General features: G+C 38.5%; 16 protein-coding genes. 4 read left to right on the top strand and 12 right to left on the bottom strand.

Annotated elements, in window-relative coordinates; genetic code table 11:
• Positions 1-37: 37 nt before the first annotated feature.
• The 5 genes from NZ848_RS07290 to NZ848_RS07270 form a co-directional block, all read right to left on the bottom strand.
• The gene (locus tag NZ848_RS07290; protein WP_259014955.1) at positions 38-1,660 is read right to left on the bottom strand and encodes an Ig-like domain-containing domain; all 1,623 of its coding nucleotides are present in this window, start codon (positions 1,658-1,660) and stop codon (positions 38-40) included.
• Positions 1,661-1,734: 74 nt separating this feature from the next.
• A complete protein-coding gene (gene mnmG, locus NZ848_RS07285; protein WP_259014954.1) occupies positions 1,735-3,597 on the bottom strand; it encodes a tRNA uridine-5-carboxymethylaminomethyl(34) synthesis enzyme MnmG in 1,863 nt (620 codons plus the stop codon).
• Between the two features lie 214 nt (positions 3,598-3,811).
• A complete protein-coding gene (locus tag NZ848_RS07280) occupies positions 3,812-7,132 on the bottom strand; it encodes a DUF4175 family protein (protein ID WP_259014953.1) in 3,321 nt (1,106 codons plus the stop codon).
• A gap of 158 nt (positions 7,133-7,290) precedes the next feature.
• Positions 7,291-8,058, bottom strand: coding sequence for an exodeoxyribonuclease III (locus NZ848_RS07275; protein ID WP_259014952.1), 768 nt, complete (start codon positions 8,056-8,058; stop codon positions 7,291-7,293).
• Positions 8,055-8,411, bottom strand: coding sequence for a hypothetical protein (locus tag NZ848_RS07270; RefSeq protein ID WP_101724905.1), 357 nt, complete (start codon positions 8,409-8,411; stop codon positions 8,055-8,057). The genes NZ848_RS07275 and NZ848_RS07270 overlap by 4 nt, the downstream gene beginning before the upstream one ends.
• A 37-nt stretch (positions 8,412-8,448) precedes the next feature.
• Here NZ848_RS07270 and NZ848_RS07265 point away from each other — a divergent pair, with 37 nt between their 5' ends.
• On the top strand, positions 8,449-9,135 hold the full coding sequence (locus tag NZ848_RS07265) for a ComF family protein (protein WP_259014951.1): 687 nt from the start codon (positions 8,449-8,451) through the stop codon (positions 9,133-9,135).
• Positions 9,136-9,235: 100 nt separating this feature from the next.
• Here NZ848_RS07265 and gldJ read toward each other — a convergent pair whose 3' ends face one another.
• The 3 genes from gldJ to NZ848_RS07250 all read right to left on the bottom strand — a co-directional run bounded on the left by gldJ (position 9,236) and on the right by NZ848_RS07250 (position 15,031).
• Entirely contained in the window at positions 9,236-10,507 is a 1,272-nt protein-coding gene (gene gldJ, locus NZ848_RS07260) for a gliding motility lipoprotein GldJ (protein ID WP_259014950.1), read from the bottom strand.
• A 96-nt stretch (positions 10,508-10,603) separates the two neighbouring features.
• A complete protein-coding gene (mfd, locus tag NZ848_RS07255) occupies positions 10,604-13,954 on the bottom strand; it encodes a transcription-repair coupling factor (RefSeq protein ID WP_259014949.1) in 3,351 nt (1,116 codons plus the stop codon).
• Between the two features lie 195 nt (positions 13,955-14,149).
• The gene (locus tag NZ848_RS07250) at positions 14,150-15,031 is read right to left on the bottom strand and encodes a PPK2 family polyphosphate kinase (protein ID WP_259014948.1); all 882 of its coding nucleotides are present in this window, start codon (positions 15,029-15,031) and stop codon (positions 14,150-14,152) included.
• A 215-nt stretch (positions 15,032-15,246) separates the two neighbouring features.
• Here NZ848_RS07250 and msrA point away from each other — a divergent pair, with 215 nt between their 5' ends.
• The 3 genes from msrA (at position 15,247) to NZ848_RS07235 (ending at position 18,063) form a co-directional block, all read left to right on the top strand.
• Positions 15,247-15,810, top strand: a complete 564-nt coding sequence (gene msrA, locus NZ848_RS07245; RefSeq protein WP_259015095.1) for a peptide-methionine (S)-S-oxide reductase MsrA — start codon at positions 15,247-15,249, stop codon at positions 15,808-15,810.
• A 265-nt stretch (positions 15,811-16,075) separates the two neighbouring features.
• Entirely contained in the window at positions 16,076-17,290 is a 1,215-nt protein-coding gene (locus NZ848_RS07240) for a pyridoxal phosphate-dependent aminotransferase (RefSeq protein ID WP_101724913.1), read from the top strand.
• A 332-nt stretch (positions 17,291-17,622) separates the two neighbouring features.
• A complete protein-coding gene (locus NZ848_RS07235) occupies positions 17,623-18,063 on the top strand; it encodes a small multi-drug export protein (RefSeq protein WP_101724914.1) in 441 nt (146 codons plus the stop codon).
• 24 nt (positions 18,064-18,087) lie between these two features.
• On the opposite strand, the gene NZ848_RS07230 is transcribed toward NZ848_RS07235, so the two are convergent.
• The 4 genes from NZ848_RS07230 to NZ848_RS07215 all read right to left on the bottom strand — a co-directional run bounded on the left by NZ848_RS07230 (position 18,088) and on the right by NZ848_RS07215 (position 25,566).
• The gene (locus NZ848_RS07230) at positions 18,088-20,412 is read right to left on the bottom strand and encodes a beta-galactosidase (protein WP_259014947.1); all 2,325 of its coding nucleotides are present in this window, start codon (positions 20,410-20,412) and stop codon (positions 18,088-18,090) included.
• Between the two features lie 318 nt (positions 20,413-20,730).
• Complete coding sequence (locus NZ848_RS07225; RefSeq protein ID WP_259014946.1) at positions 20,731-22,374, bottom strand: hypothetical protein; 1,644 nt, start codon at positions 22,372-22,374, stop codon at positions 20,731-20,733.
• Positions 22,375-22,708: 334 nt separating this feature from the next.
• Positions 22,709-24,187: an APC family permease gene (locus NZ848_RS07220; RefSeq protein WP_253531792.1), complete on the bottom strand. Its 1,479-nt coding sequence runs from the start codon at positions 24,185-24,187 to the stop codon at positions 22,709-22,711.
• Between the two features lie 329 nt (positions 24,188-24,516).
• Positions 24,517-25,566, bottom strand: a complete 1,050-nt coding sequence (locus NZ848_RS07215; protein ID WP_253531794.1) for a PorP/SprF family type IX secretion system membrane protein — start codon at positions 25,564-25,566, stop codon at positions 24,517-24,519.
• Positions 25,567-25,711 lie beyond the last annotated feature (145 nt).

The raw sequence follows: 25,711 nt of genomic DNA, 5'->3' as shown, positions 1-25,711 counted from the left end.
CTACCTCCCACCCTACTGTTTGTTTGTAGAAAACTATTTATTTATTCTCTATGGCTACTTTTATATCACGTAGTTCAAAGTTTGCCTTTACGCGAATGACGTCGGTCGAAAAATATACTTTTTCTGGTTCTATATCTTTTTCTACGTTTCCATAGTCCCATTGGCCGTTGTTATTTTTATCTTCTATAATTCGTATGAGGTATGCACCCGGCTTTACGTTGACGAAGTTAAATTTCTCTTTTGTTTTTTGTTCTTTTTCAACTTTGTAATTCTCGTCAATCAGCTGCACTATTTTATTATATTCGTTTCCTGTAATGCTGCCTTCTACTATTCCGTAATCTTCAGGCATTAATATTGGGTTCTGATTGATTGTTTTTTTACTTGAATCGCCCTTTATGGTTATAAAAGCACCAGTTTCGAAAACCGTTTTAACCTCTCTTGTGGCTGTTATTTCTTTTTTTATAATCAATTGTGTTTTATAACTGTTCCACGATAATTCCTTTACATCAAGCTGTTCGTTTTTAATGGTATCGCTCATTATCTTTATCTTTCCTAAATCTGTTTTGGCAATGGGGGTATCAAAGTAAAGTTTGTAGTTTAGATTTTTTTCTACCGGTGTTTTTGTTTTGGGCTCTATTTCAAAGCTTAAGTTCTCTGCTTTTACGTTTCTTTTTCTTTCCTGGTCTCTGAATTTAATTTTTTGCAGGTGCGTCAGTTCGTTATCTGCCGAGTCTCTAACGGTTATGTTTACTTTAACAGTGTCTGTTTTTAATGGTATGTTGTAGAATTTAAGCTCGTTTCTTTTGGCTGAATAAGGAAGGCTATCTGCGGGATTAACGAATGAAACCTTATAAGACTTAATTCCTTTATCGTATATAATTGTAAAATCTTCTGCCCTTTGTAGTGTTTTCTGGTTTTTTGGTTTTTCATTATTGGCCATATAAAGTGCCATATTAATGTTGGCAATGTTTGAGTCGAGCCTGATTGTGTCTTTCACAAAGGCTATCATTTCTGATTTTGTATCGTACCTCAGATTGCTGTTTTTGTCGTTAAATGCGTATAATCTGTATCTACCTTTTTTTAGGTTTTCGAACTTGAAATTACCACTTGAGTCTGTTTTGGTGAAATAGTTTGGTTTTGTTTTTCTTAAATTGAGAGAATCCTGTACCTGATATAATGATACCTGGGCATCTAATATTGGCTGGTTTGTGAACAGATTTTTTACATTTCCCTGTACCTCAAGTGAGTCTATTTTTGCTCCTGTGCTAAAAGCAATTTTAAGGTTTCTTGCCTCATTTCTTTCATTAAGGTCTTTAATTCCTTTTTTGAAGTTAAGAGTATACGTAGTACTGTCTTTAAATGGTTTGTCGAATTTTAAGACTACACTATTTGATTTAGGTTTTATATTGTAGTATCCTTCCTGCTCTGGCACAATGACTAACTCTTGCCGAAGTGATGTTACATCAATCAGTTCATCAAAATACAATTCTACCTGGTTTCCTTTGAAGTTGGTTTGTTTATCTGACGGCAATGATTTTATCAGCTTGGGCGGTGTTTCGTCTTTCTTCCCTCCTGTTGGTGGTACGAACTGAGCACAACCCAGAATAAAATTACTACTGATAATGATAGCTATTAGTTGGTATAATTTTCTATTTAGCATTACTGTTTGCTTTGTTTGCTCAAAAATAAAACCCTCAAAGTATATTTGAGGGTAATTAAGAAAATTTAATAGTTTTATCTGCCTAAATGAACCATTAATACTGAGATGTCGGCAGGTGATACGCCACTAATTCTTGATGCCTGCCCCAGGGTTTGCGGCTTTAGCTTTTTTAGTTTCTGACGTGCTTCTATTGATATGGACGTGAGTTTGTCGTAATCTATGTTAGGCACTATATTCAGGTTTTCAAGCTTAGACATTTTCTCTGCCATTAATAATTCTTTTTCAATATAGCTTTCGTATTTTACATGAATTACTGCCTGCTCCAGTACTTCGTCATCAAAAGTACTAAGATATGTATTTATTTCATCGCTTAGGTTTCTGATATGTTCCAGTTCAATCTCTGGTCGTTTTAATATGCTATAGTATGATGATTTTTCTCTGAGTGCGGCAGATTCAATAGATTCCAGAAAGTTATTAGCCTGGTCTGGTGCTATTTTCATTTCTTTCAATGCCTTAACCAGTTTGTCTGATTTTTCTTTTTTCTGGTTCATTCTTTCCAGGCGTGGCTGTGATGCAAGACCAATGTTAAATCCTTTTTGTGTAAGGCGTATATCTGCATTGTCTTGTCTTAACAATGTGCGGAATTCTGCCCTTGACGTAAACATTCGGTAGGGTTCATCGGTGCCTTTGTTTACTAGGTCATCTATCAATACCCCAATATATGCTTCATTTCTTTTTAGAATAAAGCTATCTTTTTCTTTTACTTTATTATGCGCATTTATACCGGCTATTAATCCCTGGCACGCGGCTTCTTCATAACCTGTTGTTCCGTTTATCTGGCCTGCAAAGAATAGGTTCTCTATCAGGTGTGTTTCTAAGGTCAGTTTTAGTTGCGTAGGCGGAAAGAAGTCGTACTCAATTGCATATCCCGGACGAAACATTTTTGCATTTTTGAATCCTGGTATAAGGCGAAGGGCTTCATACTGTATATCTTCAGGAAGTGATGTAGAAAAACCATTGATATACATTTCTACGGTGTTCCATCCTTCTGGTTCTACAAATATCTGATGGCGGTCTTTGTCTGCAAAACGGTTTATTTTATCTTCTACTGACGGGCAATAACGTGGCCCTAAACCTTTTATTCTACCGCTAAACATGGGCGATTTATCAAAGCCTTTTCTAAGTGCCTGGTGAACGTTTTCGTTGGTATATGTTACATAACAACTTCTTTGTTTTTGTAAGCGGGGTGTATCTGTGTACGAAAACTTTTCGGGGTTTTCGTCTCCTTTTTGTTCTTCCATTTCGTTCCAGTCCAATGACCGACCGTCTACTCTTGGAGGTGTTCCGGTTTTCATTCTACCTGCTTCAAAACCCAATTCAACCAATTGTTCTGTTATGCCATGTGCTGCTTTTTCTCCGGTTCGGCCACCGCCAAATGTTTTTTCTCCGATATGTATTTTGCCGTTCAAAAATGTGCCATTGGTTAGAACCACCGATTTGCTTTGTATTTCTATACCCATGGAAGTTTTTACACCTGCTACCCTGTTGTTTTTTACCAATAGGCCAGATACCATATCTTGCCAGATATCCAGATTAGTGGTTCTTTCAAGTGTATCTCTCCATTCTAGTGCAAACATCATTCTATCGCTTTGGCATCTGGGGCTCCACATGGCTGGCCCTTTAGACCTGTTCAGCATTCTGAACTGAATCATTGTTTTATCACTGATAATGCCTGATTGCCCACCAAGTGCATCAATTTCTCTTACTATCTGGCCTTTTGCTACTCCTCCCATTGCCGGGTTGCACGACATCTGAGCTATGGTTTGCATGTTCATGGTTATTAATAATACCGACGAACCCATATTGGCAGCTGCTGTTGCAGCTTCGCACCCTGCATGCCCTGCTCCTACCACAATAACATCATACTCTGGAAACATTACTTTTGTTTTTTTAGACGTTGTTTCACGTGAAACATTATATTCAAATGAAATATTTAAGATTTAAATTTCATGTTCCACGTGAAACAGCTATTTGAAATTTTTATAACTGTGATTACTTAATTAATAAAAAGGGTAATAAGTTCAATAATATAGTGTCTCATAAAAAAGGACACCCCTTAGAGCGCCCTTGCAAAGGTACAAATAAATATAATTACTTGATTTTTCTGAAATAATTATCCGTTTGTTTCTTATAAAAGGGTGTATAATTAGGAGGAACTGTTCTGATAAGTTCTACCTGTTTTATTTTCTCTTGTAAGAATTTCTCCATAGATGGTGGAGCCGGCCGATTAAATTGTTGCGCCGTACGCGACTGACGATTCGGGTCTTCTTCCTGTTGTTTAATGGCTTTTTCAGCTTCCAATAAACGGGTCTGGATATCCTTTGACCGTCTTATTAATTCAGGGTTTATTTTTTTATTTACAAGGTCTGTTTCGTTTTCATCCATCTTCTTCTCAAGGTCCTTTAATTCATTACCGAGTTTTTTGCCAGCTTCTGTTCCTTTCAGGTCTTCTTGTAATTGTTGAATCATCTTTCTTAATCTGGCTTGTTCCTGTGCCAGACGTGCTGCTTCTTCAGACATCTGCCTGCCTGTTCCTTGCCCCTGCCCCATTTTTTCCATACCCTGGTTTAGCTTTTGTTGCATTTCTCCTAGTGGCATTTGAGATGGCTTCTGATTCTTCTTTCCTTTTTTACCGCTTCCAGGCATGGCGTTGGCCATCATTTGCTGCATCTGATTAAAGGTATCGCTCAGCATCAACGCCAGATTATTAATGGATGTCATGGCAAATTGCTGCTTGGCCGATGCCACATTCAGTTTACGTTCCTTGATAAACTTCACACTTTCATCCATCGAATTACGCATGGTAGTAACTTCTTTGGTAATGAACGATTGAATCTGCAACACACGTTTGGCTAATGAATAAAGGCTGTCTTCAATAATTTTGGCGTCATCCTGTAGTTTTAACTGGTCTTGCGATAATTTCACAAAACGGGGGTCAGAGACTGTCATGGTGCGGAAGTTCTTCATTAGGCTTTCCTGGTCAAAAGACAGTTTTACCAGGTTTTCCAGTATGGCTCTCATGGCATCCAGGTCTTCATCCATTTCCTGCATTTCAGCACTCTGCATTTCTTCCGACATCTGCCTGGCCATTTGTCTCATTTTTGAGGCAGCCTTTTTCTGGCTCTTTGATGCCGATGATTTCTGCTTTTGCTCAAGCTGTTTACTGGCGTTTTTCTGCTCTTTAGATATTTCTTCCTGCTCTTCTTTTTTTGTATCAAGGTCCTTTTTTAATTCTTTACTGAGTTTATCTATATCTTCCATCTTTTCTTTCATATCGTCAAACTCATTATTCAGATCCTCCTGCTCTTCTTTTAAATCTTTATCCTTGTTTTCATCCTGATTCCCCTTATCAGGTTCTTCCTGTTTCTTTGTTTCATCAGCAAGATTATCCTGTTTGTCGGCAAGTTTTTCTAATTCCTGAGCGGCTTTTTCAACTTTTTGTTGCAATTGTAATTGTTTAAATAACTTTAAAGTGCGGTCAATTTCCCTATCCATATTCCGCTCTTTGTTTTTTAGTTTTTCCAATTGCTCAATGGTTTTTTCGTCCATGTCTTTATTAAGCAATTTTTTAAGCTCTTCATACATTTTGCTCGACTCATCATTCATTAGCTCATTCATCAGTTTTTTCAACTGCTGCATTTTTTCCTGCATCTGTGGGCTTTGTTGTTGGAAACGATTGGCTTTATCCTGCATACTGTCAAACTGCTCCTGCAATGCTTTTAATTCATTAACCAGGTCATCACGCTTTCTGAGTAGCTCTTCCAATTGTTTTTTCTCCTGAAAATCAAGGTCTTTTTTGCTCTTAAGCCGGTTTTCAAGGGTATTCAGCTCATTTTTTAATTTCTTCGACTTCTCAGTTATTTTCTCAAGCATATTTTCGGTCTTCTCAGTAGCTTTTTCTATCTCAGCATCATATAGCTTAGTAGATGGCAGAGAAAGTGTCATAACGGGCGTTTTTGAGCTTTTAGAGCCATTAATTCCGTCATTATCCCATAGCTGTAAGTAATATTCAACTTTATCACCAGGATTCAGCTTTAAATCCGTTAAAGGTAGCTGGTAATAAAAACTCTGCGAAACCTGCGATTTGTTAAAGGCAACGTCTAATGGTTGAAAAACCTCACTTTTGTTATTGTCTCTGACAGTCTTATAGAATAATTTAAACTGCGACAGTCCGTAATCATCGGTAATGTTTCCGCCTAAAACAATATAATTGAATAATGTAGAATCTCTTAACTGCTCCAGTTGTATTTGTGGATACTTATCCGGAATTACATTTATGTAAAAGTCAACGTTTTCCCGGTTACTACTAAATTCATTTTTTAATTGAATCTGGTAAGAAACTGAGTTTTTGAGGCGCTTTACATAAGAAAAATTGTCTCCAAAACCATCTTTAGCATGTACTTTGCCTTCATTGTTAAAACTCAAAAATAAGGAGTCTGTATTGGCAGCCTTTAAATTCCATTGTATTGTGGTACCTTCCGGAACTACCAGATTACCCACGTTATTGAAATTTTCGTTGGCTTTATTCAGGTAAGCAGGGTAATTTAGGCTAACATCAAAAGATAATAAGTTAGGCCTACTAACCAGCTCCAGCTCAAACTGGTTAGACTTATAGCCGGAGGCAAGAAAATGAAAATCGACAGCGTTCTGTACCTTTGAAAAAGTAAAAGAATAGGTTTTGTTATCGATTGAGTTCATTTTAAACTTTCTGTCATTGGCCACCAGGTATACAGCTTCTGGTATGGCATTACCAATGAGTTTGAGATTTAATATAAAATCTTCATTTTTTATGGCTTTTAGTTTATCGTTGGTTATCTCAAATTTAAATGGTGCTTCTTCGGCAAACTCTTTCTGAAAATACACAATCCGCTCAGTGCTGCTCCTGAAAAATTTAGGAGAAACAGCAGCTATCAATAAAATCAGAACCAGCGGTGGCAGTGCGTACTTGAGGTATTTCTTGTTTTCACTGAATTTGATAGCATCGGCAAAGCGAACAAATTTCAAATCCTGCGATTTCTGATTAATACTTGCCTGCAACAGAGCGTTGTCTTTCTCTGAAAACCGTGCTAACTGAAGTGTATTGAGGAGCCTATCCCCTACCTCCGGAAAAAACTTTCCGATTTCTTGAGCGGCTTTTTCATAAGTAAGTGGTTCGTTCAGATGTAGCAGATACATAATGGGTTTGATAACCCAGAAGATAAGCGAGTAAATGGTAACTCCAACAAAGAGCAGTAGTAAAGCCCCTCTTACAAAAGAATTGAAACGGCCGAAGTACTCAATGGTATTGAGCAACAAAAAAGAGCTGAGCAATAAACCTAAAGTAATTAATGAACCTTTAATTAAAAGATTCTTATAATACCGACGCTTGTACTCATCAATTTTTTCGAAAAGAGCTTTAACAGTACCCGACATAGTATGAAAAAGTTAAGGAGTTTCTATTTGCAACGACTCAATAAATCTAATTTACTATATTTTAACGGAAACTTGCTCTTTTTAGTGAAAGGGAATATTCAATTTATTTAATATTAATATTGAATATTCCCGAATACCTACGTATATGCACTAGATTTTTAATTAAAATCGATACAAAGTTCTATCGGGCAGTGATCAGAGCAATGTAAATCAGGATGGATGAGAGCGCTCTTCAGATGTGCTTCCATAGGTTTTGAGGCAAAGTGGTAATCAATACGCCAGCCAAGATTCTTGACCCTAGCCCCTGCCCTGTATGACCACCAGGTATAATGATGAGGGTCTTTATTAAAGAAACGGAAGGTATCAATGTAACCGTTCTCAATAAATTTGCCAACCCAGGCGCGTTCTTCTGGTAAGAAACCCGAAGAATTGGCATTGGATTTCGGATTATGAATGTCTATTTCTGTATGACAAATGTTCACGTCGCCACTCACAATCAGGTTTGGAATAACCTCATTTAGTTTTTGTACGTAAATGAAAAAATCATCCAGAAATTTCATTTTTATTGTCTGCCTTATATCGCCGGTAGTTCCGGAAGGGAAATAGGCGCATAATAATGAGAAATTATCATAGTCTGCCCTGATAACCCGGCCTTCAAAGTCATACTCAGCTATGCCTATGCCGTATTCAACGTGCTTAGGCCTTATTTTTGTTAGTATGGCAACGCCGCTATAGCCACGTTTCTGTGCAGGAAACCAGTAGCAATGAAAGCCTAATTCTTCAAATGCCGGGGCAATTAGTTCTGTTTCAGAAATCTTAATTTCTTGTAAACAGATAGCATCAGGTTGAGTAATTTTTAGCCAATCTAATAATCCCTTATTGATGGCGGCACGTATGCCATTGACATTGTAGCTGATAATTTTCATATATGTAGTCCGACTTCGGTTCTGAAATACTCTATCACAAAATGTTTCAACAGGTTTTCCTGCGCCAGTAAGTCAAAATTAGGTAAAGGTTTTATAAGTTTCCAATGAGGCCAGCCTTCAGCATCTACCCCATCGAGTACGTAATATCCACCATAACTTAATACTTTGCAAATAGCTATGTGCATTAAATCCTGTTTTTCTTCTTTTGTAAAGAATTTTTTGCCTTTCCCTAACTCCTGTACACCAATTATAAACAATACACCATTGAGGTCGACTGGTTTTTTTCCCAGATTTTGTTTCAGAAACATTAATAATGTTTGCCAGTTTTCTTTTAAATTAACATCGTCTGTCATGCACAATTCTATTTATTTACAAACTTAATGAAAGCTTATGAAATGGGTAAATCATTTGGTAGATATAATCTATCCGAAAACGTGTGAATCTTGTGGTGATACACTTTTGGGTGGAGAAAAACTGATTTGTACTAAATGCCTTATAGATTTACCCAGAACCTATACACACCTAAAGCCCAACGTTGATATAGAAAAAAGATTCTGGGGAAAACTCAATGTTGCATTTACAATTTCTTTTGTAAGGTTTTCTAAAAAGGGAAAAGTGCAACGCTTGTTGCATCAGCTGAAATACAAAAACAAACCAGAGCTGGGTGTTTTGTTGGGCGAGCTTTATGGACGGGATTTAAAAGCAGCAGGGTTTGATAAAAAAATAGATTTGATTATAGGTGTGCCGATGCATAAAGAAAAAGAGAAACAGCGTGGCTATAATCAGGCCAACTGTATAGCCGAAGGATTATCAAACGCACTTGGTGTTCCGTACGATACAGCAGTTGCAAAAAAATTGATCAGCACCACTACTCAAACCAACAAGAGCCGGTTTGAACGTTTCACGAATGCACAGAATGTTTTTGATATAGACGATACCGAAAAGATAAAGGGTAAGAAAATTGCGATTGTTGATGATGTGCTGACGACGGGTGCCACGATAGAATCTTTCGGACAGTCTTTATTAGACGGAGGATGCTCTGAAATTGCCATAATTACACTCGCTGCTGCCGACTGAGAATTGGCTGTAGCAAAACGAATCGGGGGTTGATAGGGAATAAAAAAACCTTGGCGGCCAGCCAAGGTTCAAAAATCAATATAACTTGCTTATAATGAGCTTATAACTTACGTTTTCCTTTAGGTCCGATTGCAATCATTGCGCAACGGAAACCAATGGTAGCAGTGGCAGAGTCCTGGTCTAAATAACGACGCGTACCCGGCGACAACCAATAGGCAACGTCGTTCCACGAACCTCCTTTATAAACACGTAATTTATTATCAATCAGGGTATTAAATCCTTTCTTGTCGTAAAGGCTTTCTTCATCCATGTAATCATTACGTCTGATAGGGTTCAAATCGTTCACATCCTGGAATGAGTTAGGTCTGTACAGGTCAATAACCCATTCGTTCACATTGCCAGCCATGTTATACAAACCAAAATCGTTTGGAGGAAAATCGTAAACTTCCATCGTAATGATACCGCCGTCGTTACTGCGGCCGGCTATACCGGCGAAGTCACCCCTGCCCCTTTTAAAGTTGGCCAGCATAGCTCCTTTCTTGCTACCTTTAGGTGTACGCAAAGATGAACCATCCCAGGGATAAATGCGCTGATTAGATTGGTTCTCGTCCATGTATTGTGTACCCACCATAGCTTTGGCTGCATATTCCCATTCAGCCTCTGTCGGAAGCCGATAACTAGGCAGTACGTTTCCGGTTTCAATGGCTAAACGGCTTTCAACTCTGGCTTGTGGAGCCTGTGTTGTTGGGTTTCTTCGGTTTTTTCTGGTTTTTGGAGCAGCACGCATGGCCATTTCGCTATTAACTGCGCGGGTTCTCCATTTACAATAATCAGAAGCCTGTACCCATGTTACACCCACAACAGGATACAATCTGAAACCGGGGTATCTTAGATATTGTTCAGTATATTGGTCATTAAAAGAGAGTTTATTCATCCAGACAGTGGTATCGGGCAAGGCAGACTCATAAAACTCCTGTGAAGAATCTCTCTGAACACTGTATAGATACTCAAGCCAGTTGAGGTTTGAAATCTCGGTTTCGTCCATATAAAAAGAAGATACCGTTACTGTTCTTTCAAGGTTATCGCGAGAGTATGCAATGTCTTCTTCAACAGTACCCATTGTAAAGCGTCCTCCTTCAATATACACCAGGTTAGGCCCGGCGGGCTGCCCTTTAAACGAATTCACCTGAAAACCTTCATTTGCCGGCCCTCTCCTCGCTTTTCTACCTTTTTTTTCTTTTGCGTATGCTATACCTGTTGCATTACTGTTACGCCCCGGATCAATACTGGTTCTTTTTTTGCTCGAACAACCACTTAGGACAAGCGACAGGGCTAATGCTCCTGTAATCGAACTAAAAAGTATTCTTTTCATTGTAAAAATGATTTGTGTTAATAGAATTCGTTTTGCAAAAATAGGTTATTTGGCGTTAATATCTTCATATACTGTTCCGCAAAACTGAAAGAAAGGTCAATCTTTTCCAACAAACTTACTTAAAAGTATATCTAAATCATCAATAGTATGTAAATTTTCTACTGTAAAAAGAAGTTTTGATTTCAATTCCTTCAAAGAACACTTTTTAGGGTTGTTTTTTATGTAATCCAGAATCCTACCAAATTTATCTGCCTGGAAATACTCCGTTTTCTCAGAGGAAACGAAATAACATTTTAAGATATTGTTTTTTAAAGTTAATTTTTCGAAACCTAATTGCTCGGCTTTCCATCTGATTCTTACCATTTTAACAAGATTCTGTACTTCTTGTGGCATAGGACCGAACCGGTCGATAAGGGATGTCTGAAAAGCTGATAATTCTTCTTCTTTTTCGATGTTATCAAGCTGATTATACAACGAAAGGCGTTCAGATATATTACTCACGTAATTTTCTGGTATAATTATCTGCAAATCTGTCTCAATCTGGCAGTCTGGCAAACGCAAATCTGCAGTTGCAGCCGTCAATTCCTTCATAAATAGGTCTTTAAACTCGGTTTCTTTCAGCTCCTGCACAGCTTCATCCAGAATTTTATGATAGGTTTCGTAGCCCAGATCATTGATAAACCCGCTTTGCTCGGAACCGAGCAGGTTTCCGGCACCTCTGATGTCTAAATCACGCATAGAAACCTTAAATCCATCGCCCAAATCAGAAAACTCTTCCAATGTCTGAAGTCTTTTTCGGCCATCACTTGATAAAACAGACATAGGTGGCGTAAGCAGATAACAGAAGGCTTTACGGTTTGAACGCCCTACCCTGCCCCTCATTTGATGCAAGTCTGACATGCCGAAATTCTGCGCCTGATTGATAATGATAGTATTAGCGTTTGGAATATCAAGCCCCGATTCAATAATGTTGGTAGAAACCAGCACGTCATATTCGCCCTCAACAAACTTCATCATTACTTTTTCAAGCCTGTCACCTTCCATTTGCCCATGAGCTATGCCAATTTTGGCATCTGGTACCAGTCTTAAGATGATATTGGCAATAGATTCAATATCATTAACCCTGTTATGAACAAAATAGACCTGCCCACCGCGTTTGAGTTCATAGCTGATGGCGTCACGAATCATTTCTTCTCTAAAAACATGCACCTCTGTTGTTACAGGCTGCCTGTTGGGCGGAGGCGTTGAAATAACAGATAAATCTCTTGCCCCCAGTAATGAAAAATGCAGTGTGCGAGGTATAGGTGTGGCTGTAAGCGTAAGTACATCTACATTTAACTTCAGTTCTTTAAGTCTGTCTTTGGCTTTTACACCAAATTTTTGTTCTTCGTCTATAATAAGCAGGCCTAAATTCTTAAACTCAATGTCTTTGTTCAGTATTCGGTGAGTGCCGATCAGTATATCAATTTTGCCTTCTTTAAGCTTTTTAAGTGTTTCAGCAACCTCTTTGGCACTTCTGAACCGGCTTATCTGGTCAACAGTTACAGGCAATTTGGCAAGGCGTTCGGCAAATGTTTTGTGGTGTTGCATGGCCAGAATAGTTGTAGGTACCAGTACAGCCACCTGCTTGCTATCGGCTACAGCTTTAAAGGCCGCCCGGATGGCCACTTCTGTTTTGCCAAAGCCTACATCTCCGCATACCAGCCTATCCATCGGATACGGTTTTTCCATGTCTTCTTTTACATCGCTGGTAGCTTTGGCCTGGTCTGGGGTATCTTCATAAAAGAATGAGGATTCCAGCTCGGCCTGCATGAATCCGTCTTTTGAGAACGCAAAACCCGGCGCCATACGGCGTTTGGCATACAGCGCTATCAGCTCTTTGGCAATGTCTTTTACCTGCTTTTTGACTCTCGACTTCTTGTTTTCCCACTCAGCTGAGCCTAATTTACTCATGGTTGGCGGGGCACCTTCTTTGCCAGAGTATTTGGCTATCTTGTGCAGAGAGTGAATATTAACCAGCAGAATGTCGTTATCGCGGTATATAAGTCTTACGGCTTCCTGCTCTTTGTCGCCTACCGTTACCTTCTCCAGGCCGGCAAACCGGCCAATACCGTAATCAATATGAGTTACAAAATCACCTGTTTGCAGAGACTTTAACTCCTTCATTGTCAGCGCTTTAGTTTTGCTGAACTTGTCGCGGACTTTGAAACGATGGTAACGGTCGAATATCTGATGGTCGGTATAAACGGCTACTTTGGTTTGTTCATCAATGAAACCACTGCGTAGCGAAATCTGAAGCGATTGAAATTTGGTGAAAGGGTCAATTTCATCAAAAATTGAATTTAGTCTGCTAAGTTGTTTTACTGATTCTGCCGTAATAGCAGTAGTAAAATGGCGCGCCTGGTTTTCTTTGATGTTGTCTGTCAGGCGTTTAAAATCTTTATTAAATGAAGGCTGATTTTTACTCTGAAAAGTTAATTTTTCGGCGTCTTTATAATAATTTTTGGTTCCAAATTCAATTAATTTAAACTTCTTAAATTCGTTCTGCACTCCCCTGCGGGTTTCAAATAATGCCTCGGGTGTTTCTATTACTCGTATGCCGCCGCTCTTGGCCAGAATCTGCTGAAAGTGCTGTTCTACCTGCTGAAAACACTCATCAATTACTTCAAAACAGAACGATGCGTCTTTTGTCCAAATAATACTTGTCTGACGAATAAAGCTAAAGAATGATTCGCGGGTTTCCTGAATCAGTTTGTTCTGTACATCAGGTATTATGTTAATCTGGCTAACGGTTTGAACTGAAAGTTGAGACTCAGGATTAAACAAGCGGATGCTGTCTATCTCATCGCCGAAAAGTTCAATACGGCAGGGGTACTCTGAAGCAAAAGAGAAGATATCAACTATACCCCCGCGAACCGAAAATTGCCCCGGTTCATACACAAAGTCGGCCTTTTCGAAATCATACGAAATGAGTAGCTCGGCAATAAATGTAATGTCAAGGGTATCACCGGTTTTAAGTTGTAAAGTATTGGCAATGAGCGATTTCTTATTGATTACTTTTTCTGACAGTGCCTCAGGGTAGGTAACAATCAGCAGGTTTGCCTTATCATTATTGAGTTGATTCAGAATTTCAGCTCTTTGCAGTACATTGGCATTATCTATTTCTTCATATTCATAAGGTTTTTTATATGACATCGGAAAAAGAAACACATTTTCTTCGCCCAGCAGATTCTGTAAATCATTGTAGAAATAGGCTGCATCTTCTTTATCGTTCAGAATAAAAACATTGTGCTGCGGGTTATTTTGGTAATAAACAGCTGCAAAAACGGCGTCTAAACTTCCGGAAAGCCCTTTCAGTTGCAGAACATTGTTTGACTTTATGTTTTCAATGGCAGTTTGAATGAAACTGTCTTCACTATATATTTTCAGTAACTCTTTTACTTCCACAGGGCAATTTTTTGTATATAGTAAACGGACCGAATTAAATTTCCGGATTCTTAATTTCAGTACAAAATTATAAAATAAACGCAATACTGATTTTTTGATGTATTAATACTTTCAAAAAACCTGAATTGCTGATAAAATGGGGCATAAAAATGCGCCTTTAGTTAGTATGGTTATAGTAATACGAAGTGCATGATTCTATTGCGATTGAATGATATCAATCAGTTTTTTAAGTGCCTGTTGTTGAGCCTCAGTTGTATCCGGATAGGCCATTTTAAGCTTTTGTAACTCTTTTATTACTATTGAAGCAACAATGAGCCGCATATTTTTTTTATCATCAGCCGGAACCACATACCAGGGGCATTTTTCTGTGGCTGTGGCGTTGATTAGGTCTTCGTAGGCATGTTGATACGCTTTCCAGAAACCGCGTTCTTTTACATCGGTTTCATCAAATTTCCAGTTTTTTGATGGGTCTTTTATGCGTTCAATAAGCCTTTGGGCTTGTTCTTCTTTAGAAACGTTAAGAAAAAGTTTTACTACCCGTACCCCATTTCTGTGCAGGTAGGCTTCCATATTTTTAATGTCTTCGTATCTGTTTTTAAAGAGTTTGTCCATGTCGTCGGTTAATTCCTCGGGCAGGCGCTGGTTATTTTTTAATATTTCAGGGTGAACTTTGGTTATCAATACCTCTTCATAATAAGAACGGTTAAAGACCGTAATACTGCCTCTTTCAGGCAATTGCAGGTTGGTTCGCCACAGATAATCATGCTCCAGCTCTGTTTCAGTAGGTCTTTTAAATGAATGACATTTTAAACCCTGTGGATTAACGCCTGAAAAAACAGCATTAAGGGTGCCGTCTTTCCCTGCGGCATCCATTGCCTGTAAAATCACAAGCAGACCATATCTGTTGTGGGCATACATTAAACTTTGTAACTCATCCATCTGCTTATGCATTTCTGCAAGAGATTTTTCATAATCTACTTTGTCTTCGTAAAAGTTCTTACATTTGGTTTTGGTTGCACTGATTGAAAACTTTCCGGGTTTATCAGATAGGAAATCCTGAATATCTATTTTGTTCATAAAAAGGCAATTAAAGAAATACAATAAGGTATGCTAATATCAGAAATACATTTTCTAAATTAATAAACTGAAATGTTAAATATTTCGTTTATTAATTAAAACGTTCAATCAAGAAAAACTGTTAAATAATGAGGATACTATCAATAGCAATGCTGGGAGTCATAATTGGAGTTATGGCCCTATCAGGATATAAAATCAACAAAAAAGAAAAGAAAATGAACGAAGAAGTAGTGCTTGATAAAGCCGTTGCCACCTTTGGTGCCGGATGTTTCTGGTGTGTTGAAGCCGTTTTTCAGAGGCTTGAAGGTGTTATAAAGGTAGAATCAGGGTATATGGGTGGAACCACCAAAAACCCTACCTATAAAGAGGTTTGTACAGGTACAACAGGCCATGTAGAGGTTACGCGGATTACTTACGACCCCAAGAAAATATCTTATGAAGAGTTACTTGAGGTTTTCTGGAAAACCCATGACCCAACCACACTTAACCGCCAGGGCAATGATATCGGTACGCAGTATCGCTCAGTGGTGTTTTATCATGACAATACCCAGAAAGCGCTGGCAGAAAAATACAAAACAGAGTTAAACGCTTCCGGTATTTTTAAGGCCCCTATTGTAACCGCTATTGAGCCTGAAAAGGATTTTTATGTAGCGGAAGACTACCATCAAAACTATTTCAATGAAAACGGCTCGCAGCCTTATTGCCAATTGGTGGTAAGACCAAAAGTTGAGAAGTTTGAGAAGGTTTTTAAAGATAAACTGGCCAAGAAAAAACAATAAGAAAACCGGATAGTTACAGCGCCCTGAATCCAAGCCGATGCAGGGCGCTTTTTTGTTGTTTAGTATAGTCTTAACAGATTTTTTGTGGTTTTATAGGTAATAAAACCACAGTAACTTTTAAAACAGTAGAAAAAAATGGTATTTCTGTTATAAACAAACTAATTTTGCACCCGAATTTTAGTTATAAGTACTTAGCTGTCAATCAAGAAGCTAATTACGGTAATTGAAAGATAAAAAATTATTGTACTTTTCATTTCAAAAAATCATGTCTGCATTAGTTGAAACAGCGAGTTTACTCGCTGACAGAATCAATGCGTTGGAGGAATCGGCCACGCTTGGTATGTCGAAAAAATCGCGCGAATTAGCGGCCCAGGGGCACAAAGTCATTAATTTATCTGTCGGAGAGCCAGATTTCAAAACTCCACAACACATTTGTGAAGCTGCCAAGGCAGCTATCGATAATGGTTTCCACCACTACACACCAGTAGCTGGTATTCCTGAACTCCGCAAAGCAATTGCAGACAAGCTCAAGCGTGAGAATAATCTGGATTGGAAACCTGAAAATATTGTAATTTCTACAGGAGCAAAACATTCATTAGCAAACGTAATACAATGTCTGGTAAATCCGGGCGATGAGGTAGTCATATTAGCCCCCTACTGGGTTAGCTACTCTGAAATGGTAAAACTAGCCGATGGAAAGTCAGTAATTGTTGAGGGCGCCTTTGAAAACGATTTCAAAGTAACGCCTGAGCAGCTGGAAGCAGCCATTACAGACCGTACAAAAGTGGTTATGTATGCTTCTCCTAACAACCCTACGGGGTCTGTTTATAGCGAAGCGGAGCTAAGAGCTTTAGCCAAAGTGATACAATATCATGAAAACGTATTTATTTTGGCTGATGAGATTTATGAGTACATTAACTTTACCGACGAAGGCCATTTCAGTATCGGGTCTATTCCGGAAATTAAAGACAGAGTCATTACTGTGAATGGTTTTGCCAAGGGTTTTGCCATGACCGGCTGGCGTTTGGGTTACATTGCAGCGGCCAAATGGATTGCTGACGGTGTTGAAAAACTACAAGGGCAGGTTACATCTGGTACCAGCTCAATATCTCAGCGCGGTGCTGTGGTAGCATGGGAAGACATGTCGGCACCGAAAATGATGAAGGAGGCGTATCTGCGTCGTAGAGAATTGGTTATTAAGCTTTTAAGAGATATCCCGGGTTTGAAAGTAAACGTGCCTGATGGTGCATTTTACGCGTTCCCTGACGTAAGTTACTACTTTGGTAAATCTGACGGCAAGGTAACTATTAAGGATGCCGACCAGCTATGTATGTGGTTGCTTGAAACCGCACACGTGGCTATGGTAGGAGGTGGTTCGTTTGGCGCGCCTAAATGTTTGAGAATATCAACTGCAGCATCAGACGAAGCTCTTACAGAAGCCATGGGAAGAGTTAAGGCGGCTTTAGCTACTTTGAAATAATTGTTAATAAAGTACAGGGGTTCTGGCATATCAGAGCCCCTTATTTTATTTTTCAACTATTAAAAAGTATTATACTTTTTAATAGTGTTTTTAGTACAGTTCGGTTAAAAAAGAAAAAACAGATTGTTTTAACTGTTACTAATAATGCAATTGGAATGATGCAGAGAAGAGATAAAGAAAAAATTAAGATTCAATCTTTAGTTTTTTACTTTACATGTTATTCATAAATTTAAACCAAAATAGATAATTGCTGCGTTAATATACTAACCTGTTTTTAAGTTTGAGAGTTGATAAAAAATAGATAAGCAATTATTTTTAAAAGAATACAGATAATGGAAGTGGCTAAGTATGTATCGGTAATTCTGGCTAGTATGCTCAAGTTCTTTGGGGGCCCATTAACCGGTTGGGCGTTGAAAATTTCCTGGGTAGAAACAGCCGTCTGTTCGGTTATCGGAATGATGATTACAGTAACGCTGATAACGTTTTTTGGTAATTATATTGGTGAGGTATTTTCAAAGATTTTCCGTAGAAAAACCAAAAAAAAGGTATTTACCAGGTCTAACAGATTGGCCATAAAAGTACGGCGCAGGTTTGGTCTTATTGGTATATCCTTTCTTACTCCTATATTTTTCAGCCCTATTTTAGGCGCCATACTGGCTATTGCTTTCAGATATCAGAAGAAAGAAATTATTCTGAATATGCTTTTAAGCGCCTGCGTATGGGGTATAATCCAGAGTTTATTCCTTTATTATCTACGCGATATTTTTACCTGAAAACGCTGTAAATCAGGTATTTAGCTATATCTTTATTACTCTGATACGCTTTATAACCATATCCGGCTTGCTGACTTCGAGCAGGTAGCTCCCTCCCATTACTCCCATTGCGCCCATATCTATGTAAGCAACTCCGTCTACGTATTGTATGTATTGTTTTGATACGGGTATCCTTTTACCCGAAGAGCTAATAAGTGTAAAGGCAAGCATATCAAAAGACTCTTCTGCCGGTAGTTTTATATTGCACACGTCCAGAAAAGGATTAGGATAAACAACCCAGTCAGGCAGTGTCTTTTTAGATGCGTCTAGAGAATATTTTACAGTAAAATGAATGCTTTTTGAAGTGATAAGGGAGTCGTTTCGATAGACTTTTGCCGTGAGAGAATACCTGCCAAGCGGGAATTTCATGCCTCTGATTTCGCCTTCACCAAACAAATTATGTGGCACCCGTTCAGAAATTCGTTCAAATTTATATGGACCGTTGAGTTCGAACTTAAAAATCACCGAATTTAGATTGCACCGGGCTAAAATATTCAATTTATCAGGCAGATTTTCAGCATACAAAATGGTATTATTGTCAATCCATCCCCGGCTCTCAATCGGATTCTCAAAATAAGTGGCTTTTATGAGCTCAAAATTAATATTAGGCAAAGCGCAATCAAAATAAACTACAGATTCAATGCTTGCCCCCATGTTATCATAGACACGTAACTTCACAGGTGTTTTGCCGGCAGCGGTAGGCCTTCCATAAAAGCTGAATTCAAATTGGTTGAATTTTAACCAGCCCGGGGGATTAATTAACTCAATGTAAGCAATGTATCCGTCAGGGTCAACGAAAAGATTATTGGGGATACGCAGTACAAAAGACTCGTCGAGTACAACATTGAATGTATAAGCATTTGTATTGGCAGTAGGAATATCATTTGGCCCTTCCTGAACCGGAGGTTTGGTTGGTTCATTAGGGTTACCAGATACAATATCTGGCAACGGGTTGTCAATTACATGTTTTTCGTTAATGATATCTTCATCATAATTGAATTTTATCTTTTTTTTACCGTTTTCCGAGCGCTTTTTCCAATCATCTACTACTGCTTCTCGATTGTCAATAAATTGCGAGAGCCTGTAATTCATGGTATCTGCAAAAACAATTGGTGGCGTTGGCCTGTTAATCCACTTTACCCCTTCAAATACAGCGGGCAAAATTTTCTCTATATCCTTCCCGTTGTCGTAGTCGGCGCCAAGCATTATAAAATTACAACCATATTCAGCCGCCCGTGTTACGTAGTTTCTCAAAGCCTCAGGCGTGGGCAAATCAAAGTGCGCAACCTCGGTATAAAACTTCTGATTAGGCTTTAAATTACTGATAACCAGGTCTCCCTGCATGCCGTCTCCTCTAAATGCATCGGTAGAGGTTTTAATTATATCAACATTTTCAGACAAATCCTTAAATCCAAACGTACCCCTGAGCAAGGTTAAATCATCACTTATCCCGCCATACTCGCAAGCCACATTATAACCCGGGTCAACACTTTTTATGGTTCGGGTCATATAATCAATATAATTCTTTAACATTAAATGGCGGAAATAATACCAGTCTTTTCCTCGTTGCCCATTAAAAGAGTCTTTTATATTCCCCCAGTTTACATAAGGTTCAACTTCGTCGAAAGTTTTATAACTGGTTCTCCAGTAGGTATTTAGTGTTCTAATGGTTTTGTATTTAGACTTTGTCCATTCAATCCATTTAATCATTGCCCATTTGGAGTGGTCAAAAACCGCCGGATACGGCGCAGCAGGATATTGCTGGTTATCATAGTTATAGCCTATTTCCTGAGTGGGGGTATTGACAACCGAAATAAATATGATATGCCCTTGTTGTTGTAATTTTTTATATCTCTCGCACACTTCCTTTACGAAACTACCGGCTTTTTCAACTGAGGGCTGGTGCGCAAAGCTAAAGTGGTTATTATCATAATACATGGTTAGTGGCTTGCCTTTAAAATCAGTTACGGCGTCTTCCAGAGTATAAAACCCATTTATGCTTGCTATGTGCCTGCCTAAATGTATTCTGATGGCTACTTTTATCTTCAGATTATTTACAGCATGGTTTATCTGGTTATCTAATTGAGCCCAATCTGGGGTAGAATTTGGTTTTGGATACACCCTGTCCCACCAGACTGTCAGTAATGTTGAATTACAACCAGCTCCAACCATTTTATTCATCACATTCAACCCATGATTAACATCTCTCTCAAGATTACCTAATCCGTGGCATAAATACCTTTGCGCGTCAGAGTTATAAGGAAAAACACACGCTAACCATATAATAATTGAAAATACAGATAATCTCATTTCGAAATGGTTGTTATTTATCTTGCTCGAAAAAATGAATCTTCAGACCTCTTAAAATTAATGATTCTCAGAAAAATACAATAATGGCAGGCTTCAACTAAATTAATTGAAATTTAGAAATATTAAGCGAGAAAATCGAAAAAAGCGTAAGGTTATTGAGTAAAATAGATACAAATCTGGTAAATAACATGGCCAAGCGAATAAATGCGATGAAGTAATTGAAAGACCAATCGTTCTTAGTGGGGTTTTTAATGACTTTATGAAGTATAATAAACCATAATACCCCTATCGCTTATTTGGCCTGAGAATGCTAATTTACTAGAGGACAAGTGCCTTACTATTAACAATTTTGTGTGTTTTGGCATCAAATATTAACTGGCAGTCAGTAAAGACAAAGGCGTTTTTTTTCCAGGCGGCTACTGCAACTTTATAAGTACCTTCAGGAAGGCAGTTTTTAAGAATTACCATTCTGAAACCATTGAAAAAGGTCCTGTTTGATAATAAGGATACTTTATCAGTGTTCCGCAGACTCATTACTGGCACTAGCAATGCGTTTTTGTTTGCTGAGTTAAGTAAAAGAATAAAGAGGTTTCCGTCATTTGTAAGAATACTGTTTTCTGATGCCATATAAAGTGTTTCAGAATTAAGAGTCATGGCATTCAACTTAAAAATACCGGGTAATTCTTTTAATTTATTCAAACTATACACCGGCTCTGGTAAATGGAAAATGTTTCTTTCTGCTAAAGTATGTAGGGTCTGATCGAAATAATTACGGTAATAACAACCACAGGAGGTTGTATTAGAATAATGGTAGTTTACCGAAATAAGCTGTTTCTGATGGTAAAAAAACAGGGCCTTAGAGCGTGCAGCAAAAAAAGAATGGCAAAAATAAAGCATGCCCCCCAGTAAAGCGACACTAAACATATATTTCCGGGTTCTTAACTGAACCAGAAAAGGAATCAGATATAGGTACAGGGTAATCCAGAGCAATTGCGTATAGGTTCTGTACCTATCCGGAAAATCGGAGGAAATAATATTTCTGAAAGTTGATAATCCTAAAAATGTACCTAAAGCGAAAAGGCAAATCCCACTGGTAAGCAGGTAATACAATCGTTTTTCGCGATCCAATCGGGCAAAGAAGCTATAAATTAAGAAAATTAGCAGTAAGGCAATTACAAACCCGCCCAGTAAATAGATAATAAATAGCTTGCTTGAGGTTTGAACTATAGAGCCGGTTAAAATAAGTAAAGATTTAAGTATATCTTTTATAGGAAACGGCTCATGAAAGGGCAGCCGGTTAAGAATCCAAAATTTAGTGATTAATAGCGCAAAGCCAATAATTGCAGCACTTTTGAAACGTTTTTCAGAAATTAATATAATAAAAACCGTAATAAAGCCCAGAATGCCGTTACCACTGCTGAAACTGGCACAAATCAGTAAAACCAGGCCTGCATAAAACCTGCCTGAGGTTTCGGTATAGAAAAAACAAAAATAAAACCCCCATAAAAAGAAGCTTATTATGGCAGTATGCTGAAAAGAACACAAAGCCCACAGGGCGTTTTCGTAAGCGTATAGTGATAATAGAATATAAGGAATTGGGATTAACCAAAGCCAAGAAATCTTTAAAATTTTGAGTTGTCGGAAAAAAAAGCCAAATGAAGTTAAAAATATAAGGTTGCCAATAAAATTGATGTGTTTGATGTTGATATTACCCAATAAATGGTAATATGCCCAGATGGCAAATTTGAAAATAGCCACTGGATGTTCATTCTGCGGAATAAAAAATATCCGGACTTTATCTTTTATTCCATTTAAAGCAGGTAAGTCTATTAACACAGAACGGAGAAGCCCGATATCGTCTTCAAACGGAATATTTAGGCCGTATCTGATAAAAATCACCAGGAAAGCAAAAAAGGGTAAAAGCAGCAGCAACAAATAAAAAACAAGCCTTGTGTTTCGCATAGGTTAAATTTAATAGACCAGGCAGCAACGTTTAAAAGATAAAAACAATATGCAGCCAGCAGTGCAGGTAATGATTAACCATGGTACCTCAACTGTCTGGCGTTATGGCTACTGATGCCGTCACAGATTTTATTATAAACAATCAAAGAAACAGCTACAAATGCTCAATGATACTGAGCATCATGATGTTTGCAAAATTACGAAAACAATTGAGTAAATAAACTAAATAACAAACCTCAGAAATAATATAAAGCAGGAGGTAGGTAATAGCTTAAAAATGAAAAAAGGGTCGTTCCATTGTGGTAGAACGACCCTTTTTATAGCAAAACAATGCTTATAATTTATTCAGATTGCTTTTATTCCGGCTGTATAAGAAATAAACAATTAAGCCTAGTAGCATCCAGATAACAGCAAACTGCTGCGCTTTACTGTCTAAAAGAAGCATCAAGGCAAAGTTTGTCACGATACCTAATGGCCCTATTATATACACCATTGGTGTTTTGAAAGGTCTGTCTCTGTTTGGCTCTCTGAAGCGCAGAATTAAAACGGCCAGACAAACCATAGCAAAGGCAAACAAGGTACCAAAGCTTGTCATGTCGCTCAGAATACCGATAGGAGTAAATGAGGCCACTAACGAAACTAAAAGACCTACAAGAATGGTGCTTTTCCATGGTGTTTTCCATGTGGTATGCACTTGCTTAAAGAAATCAGGTAATAACCCGTCTTTTGCCATACCTAAGAAAACCCGGGTTTGACCCAACATCATCACCAACATTACCGAGATTAAACCTGCGGTGGCCGCAGCGGTAATTATGAAAACAGCCCAGGGTTGACCTACCTTATCGAAAGCAAAGGCCACCGGAGCTTTAAGCGCATCACCCACAATGTCGTTATAATTAAGCATACCGGTTAACACCAACGAAACCAATATGTATAATACTGTACAGATTAACAACGATGCGATGATAGCAAACGGAATGTCTTTTTTAGGATTAATGGCTTCACCGGCTGAGGTAGAAACTACGTCGAAACCGATATAAGCAAAGAAAATAGCCGCAGCGCCACTAAATATACCTTTCCAGCCATAGGCTTCTTTTGCTATACCGTCTTCATGCATTACCATAGTTGGCTCAGGAATGAATGGCTCCCAATTTGAATAATTGATAAAGAAAGCGCCTGCAATAATTACGAAAATAACCGCACCTAACTTTAAAATTACAATCAGGTTATTGGTATTAGTTGCTTCTTTAATACCTTTTACGAGAATCCAGGTTACAACCCAGGTAATAATAAAAGCAGGTAAATTGAATGCAAAACCAACCGGCTCCAGACCGTTCGCCTGTGCATAAGATGCTGCCGACCAGGGGTCGTTACGTAAATAGTAAGGAATATCAACACCAAATAAATGAACCAGCTTATTGAAGTAACCAGACCAGCTTACGGCCACTGTCATGGCCCCCATGGCATATTCCAAAATCAATCCCCATCCGATAATCCATGCAAATAGCTCACCGATAGTACCATAGGCATAAGCATAAGCTGAGCCTTCAACCGGAAGCATAGAAGCAAATTCAGAATAGCAAAGCGCAGCAAAAACGCAACCAATACCCGCTATAATGAACGAAAGTGCTAATGCCGGCCCGGCATGGTAATGAGCAGCAGTACCTGTTAATACAAATATACCCCCTCCAATAATACCCCCGATTCCAATTGCGGTAAGACTCCACTTACCCATTATCTTCTTGAGTTGGTTATTTTTAATATCTGCCTCATATGCAGACATTGGCTTTTTACGCCAAATACTGTGTTTCATAAGATGTTTAGAGTTGTTTTTGGTTTGTTTTAGAAATATAGTGCAATATAATGTAAAATTGGGTTGAAAAGCCAAACTGTTTGTCCAAAAAACGAAATATTCTTTTAATTTTTAGCTTTTTACTTAGAAAAACAGGCTTGTATTAATGAAGAATTGAAATTTTAATCGGAAAGAATAAAACGGGCATTTAGTTACGTTTTTGGCAGCAACCAAATTAGTATCTGAAATGCCTCAGTTAAAGCCCGATATACCGTATTTAAAGTTTGTGGTTATCATTCTAATAAACCAGCTATTGGCAGCGCTTTGGCCAATGCCAGATGTTTTAAGTATTAAAATTTAGGACACGCCAGCGACTTTTTATTTCTTTTATAACGTGTTAGTTTTTTAATAACGGGTTCAAACTGATAAGCCAGCGATATTTCATGCGAACCACCGGAAGAGGCACCCAGGCTTGAGATCGTTACGTCATAACTATAGCCGATAGAAAAGCTGTCTTGTCTTACGCCTATCAAAAAAACCAGGGCATCATGATTAGTAGGGGTGATGTTCCTCTTTTTTATCGGAATCCCCCTATACCAGACCCCAACCGTAAGCGGAGTATAGGTGGCATACAGCCCTAAATCAAGCTGGTTAAATTTGCCTTGCCGTTTAATCAAAAACGCCGGTGATACCGAAAACTCTTTGTCTGAATAGGCCGCACCAGAGTAAGGATTAGCAATGGGTATTTTTACACCTCCGCTGATGCTCAGTTTCATGGGTAAAAAAGCGCTCTTGGGGGCATCAGAAGCAAAAAACGTGTAAGATGGCTGGTTGATATGGTGTGCCGTAACGCCTAACCATGATGTACTGTTGTAGTACAATGCCCCGGCGCTGAAGTCGGCCATATTGATATTCGGTAAATTGCTTCCATTGGGGCCGAAGGGGTCATTTGTGGGGTTTCCGGTAAGGCCTTTGTCATCATACTGGTCGCCAAAAGTAAGCCCCAGATAGTTCATACTTTTGTTTGAGTAAGTCCCTTGCAGGCCAAGCCTTAGAAAATTATCTTCGTCTATCTTTAACTGATACGCATAAATGGCGCTTATATCGGTGCTGGTAAGCCTGTTGGGCCCTTGTGAGTCGTTGGTAACAATTAAACCGATACCGCTATTCAGGCTTTGCAGGTGGTGGTCTATAGAAAAAGAACTCGTAACAAAATTGGCCGTTATTGAGGGCCATTGGTTACGGTAATTGGCTATTAACCGGGTAGCAAAAGCGCTACCGGCAAAGGCCGGATTCTGATATAAAGGGGCAGCGTAAAACTGCGAAAACTGCGGGTCTTGTGCCTGCCCACTGTAACAAACCAGGCACAAGAGAACTATTCGTAAATAAAATTTTTTCATAGCCTGTTCCGTTAGGAGATAATGGTGTATTTCCAAGCAAAAATCCATACTACAGCAAAATCCCGGTTTTTACGAAAAGGGTACAGGGCGAAATTACTAATTTTTTAATATTAATATATAAAGTAACGAGCATGCCCTATTGTTT

This window comes from Emticicia fluvialis (genome assembly GCF_024793945.1).
GTDB lineage: Bacteria > Bacteroidota > Bacteroidia > Cytophagales > Spirosomataceae > Emticicia > Emticicia fluvialis.
The sequence above is the reverse complement of the archived record's forward strand: the minus strand, read 5'-3'. Positions and strand labels throughout refer to the sequence as shown.

What these genes read in the sequence shown, in the direction of transcription:
- NZ848_RS07280 (WP_259014953.1), bottom strand. Translation starts at nt 7,132, where the DNA reads ATGTCGGGTACTGTTAAAGCTCTTTTCGAAAAAATTGATGAGTACAAG.
- NZ848_RS07220 (WP_253531792.1), bottom strand. Translation starts at nt 24,187, where the DNA reads ATGAAACACAGTATTTGGCGTAAAAAGCCAATGTCTGCATATGAGGCA.
- mnmG (WP_259014954.1), bottom strand. Translation starts at nt 3,597, where the DNA reads ATGTTTCCAGAGTATGATGTTATTGTGGTAGGAGCAGGGCATGCAGGG.
- NZ848_RS07270 (WP_101724905.1), bottom strand. Translation starts at nt 8,411, where the DNA reads ATGACAGACGATGTTAATTTAAAAGAAAACTGGCAAACATTATTAATG.
- NZ848_RS07240 (WP_101724913.1), top strand. Translation starts at nt 16,076, where the DNA reads ATGTCTGCATTAGTTGAAACAGCGAGTTTACTCGCTGACAGAATCAAT.
- NZ848_RS07250 (WP_259014948.1), bottom strand. Translation starts at nt 15,031, where the DNA reads ATGAACAAAATAGATATTCAGGATTTCCTATCTGATAAACCCGGAAAG.
- msrA (WP_259015095.1), top strand. Translation starts at nt 15,247, where the DNA reads ATGAACGAAGAAGTAGTGCTTGATAAAGCCGTTGCCACCTTTGGTGCC.
- NZ848_RS07265 (WP_259014951.1), top strand. Translation starts at nt 8,449, where the DNA reads ATGAAATGGGTAAATCATTTGGTAGATATAATCTATCCGAAAACGTGT.
- NZ848_RS07225 (WP_259014946.1), bottom strand. Translation starts at nt 22,374, where the DNA reads ATGCGAAACACAAGGCTTGTTTTTTATTTGTTGCTGCTGCTTTTACCC.
- NZ848_RS07275 (WP_259014952.1), bottom strand. Translation starts at nt 8,058, where the DNA reads ATGAAAATTATCAGCTACAATGTCAATGGCATACGTGCCGCCATCAAT.
- NZ848_RS07230 (WP_259014947.1), bottom strand. Translation starts at nt 20,412, where the DNA reads ATGAGATTATCTGTATTTTCAATTATTATATGGTTAGCGTGTGTTTTT.
- gldJ (WP_259014950.1), bottom strand. Translation starts at nt 10,507, where the DNA reads ATGAAAAGAATACTTTTTAGTTCGATTACAGGAGCATTAGCCCTGTCG.
- NZ848_RS07215 (WP_253531794.1), bottom strand. Translation starts at nt 25,566, where the DNA reads ATGAAAAAATTTTATTTACGAATAGTTCTCTTGTGCCTGGTTTGTTAC.
- NZ848_RS07235 (WP_101724914.1), top strand. Translation starts at nt 17,623, where the DNA reads ATGGAAGTGGCTAAGTATGTATCGGTAATTCTGGCTAGTATGCTCAAG.
- NZ848_RS07290 (WP_259014955.1), bottom strand. Translation starts at nt 1,660, where the DNA reads ATGCTAAATAGAAAATTATACCAACTAATAGCTATCATTATCAGTAGT.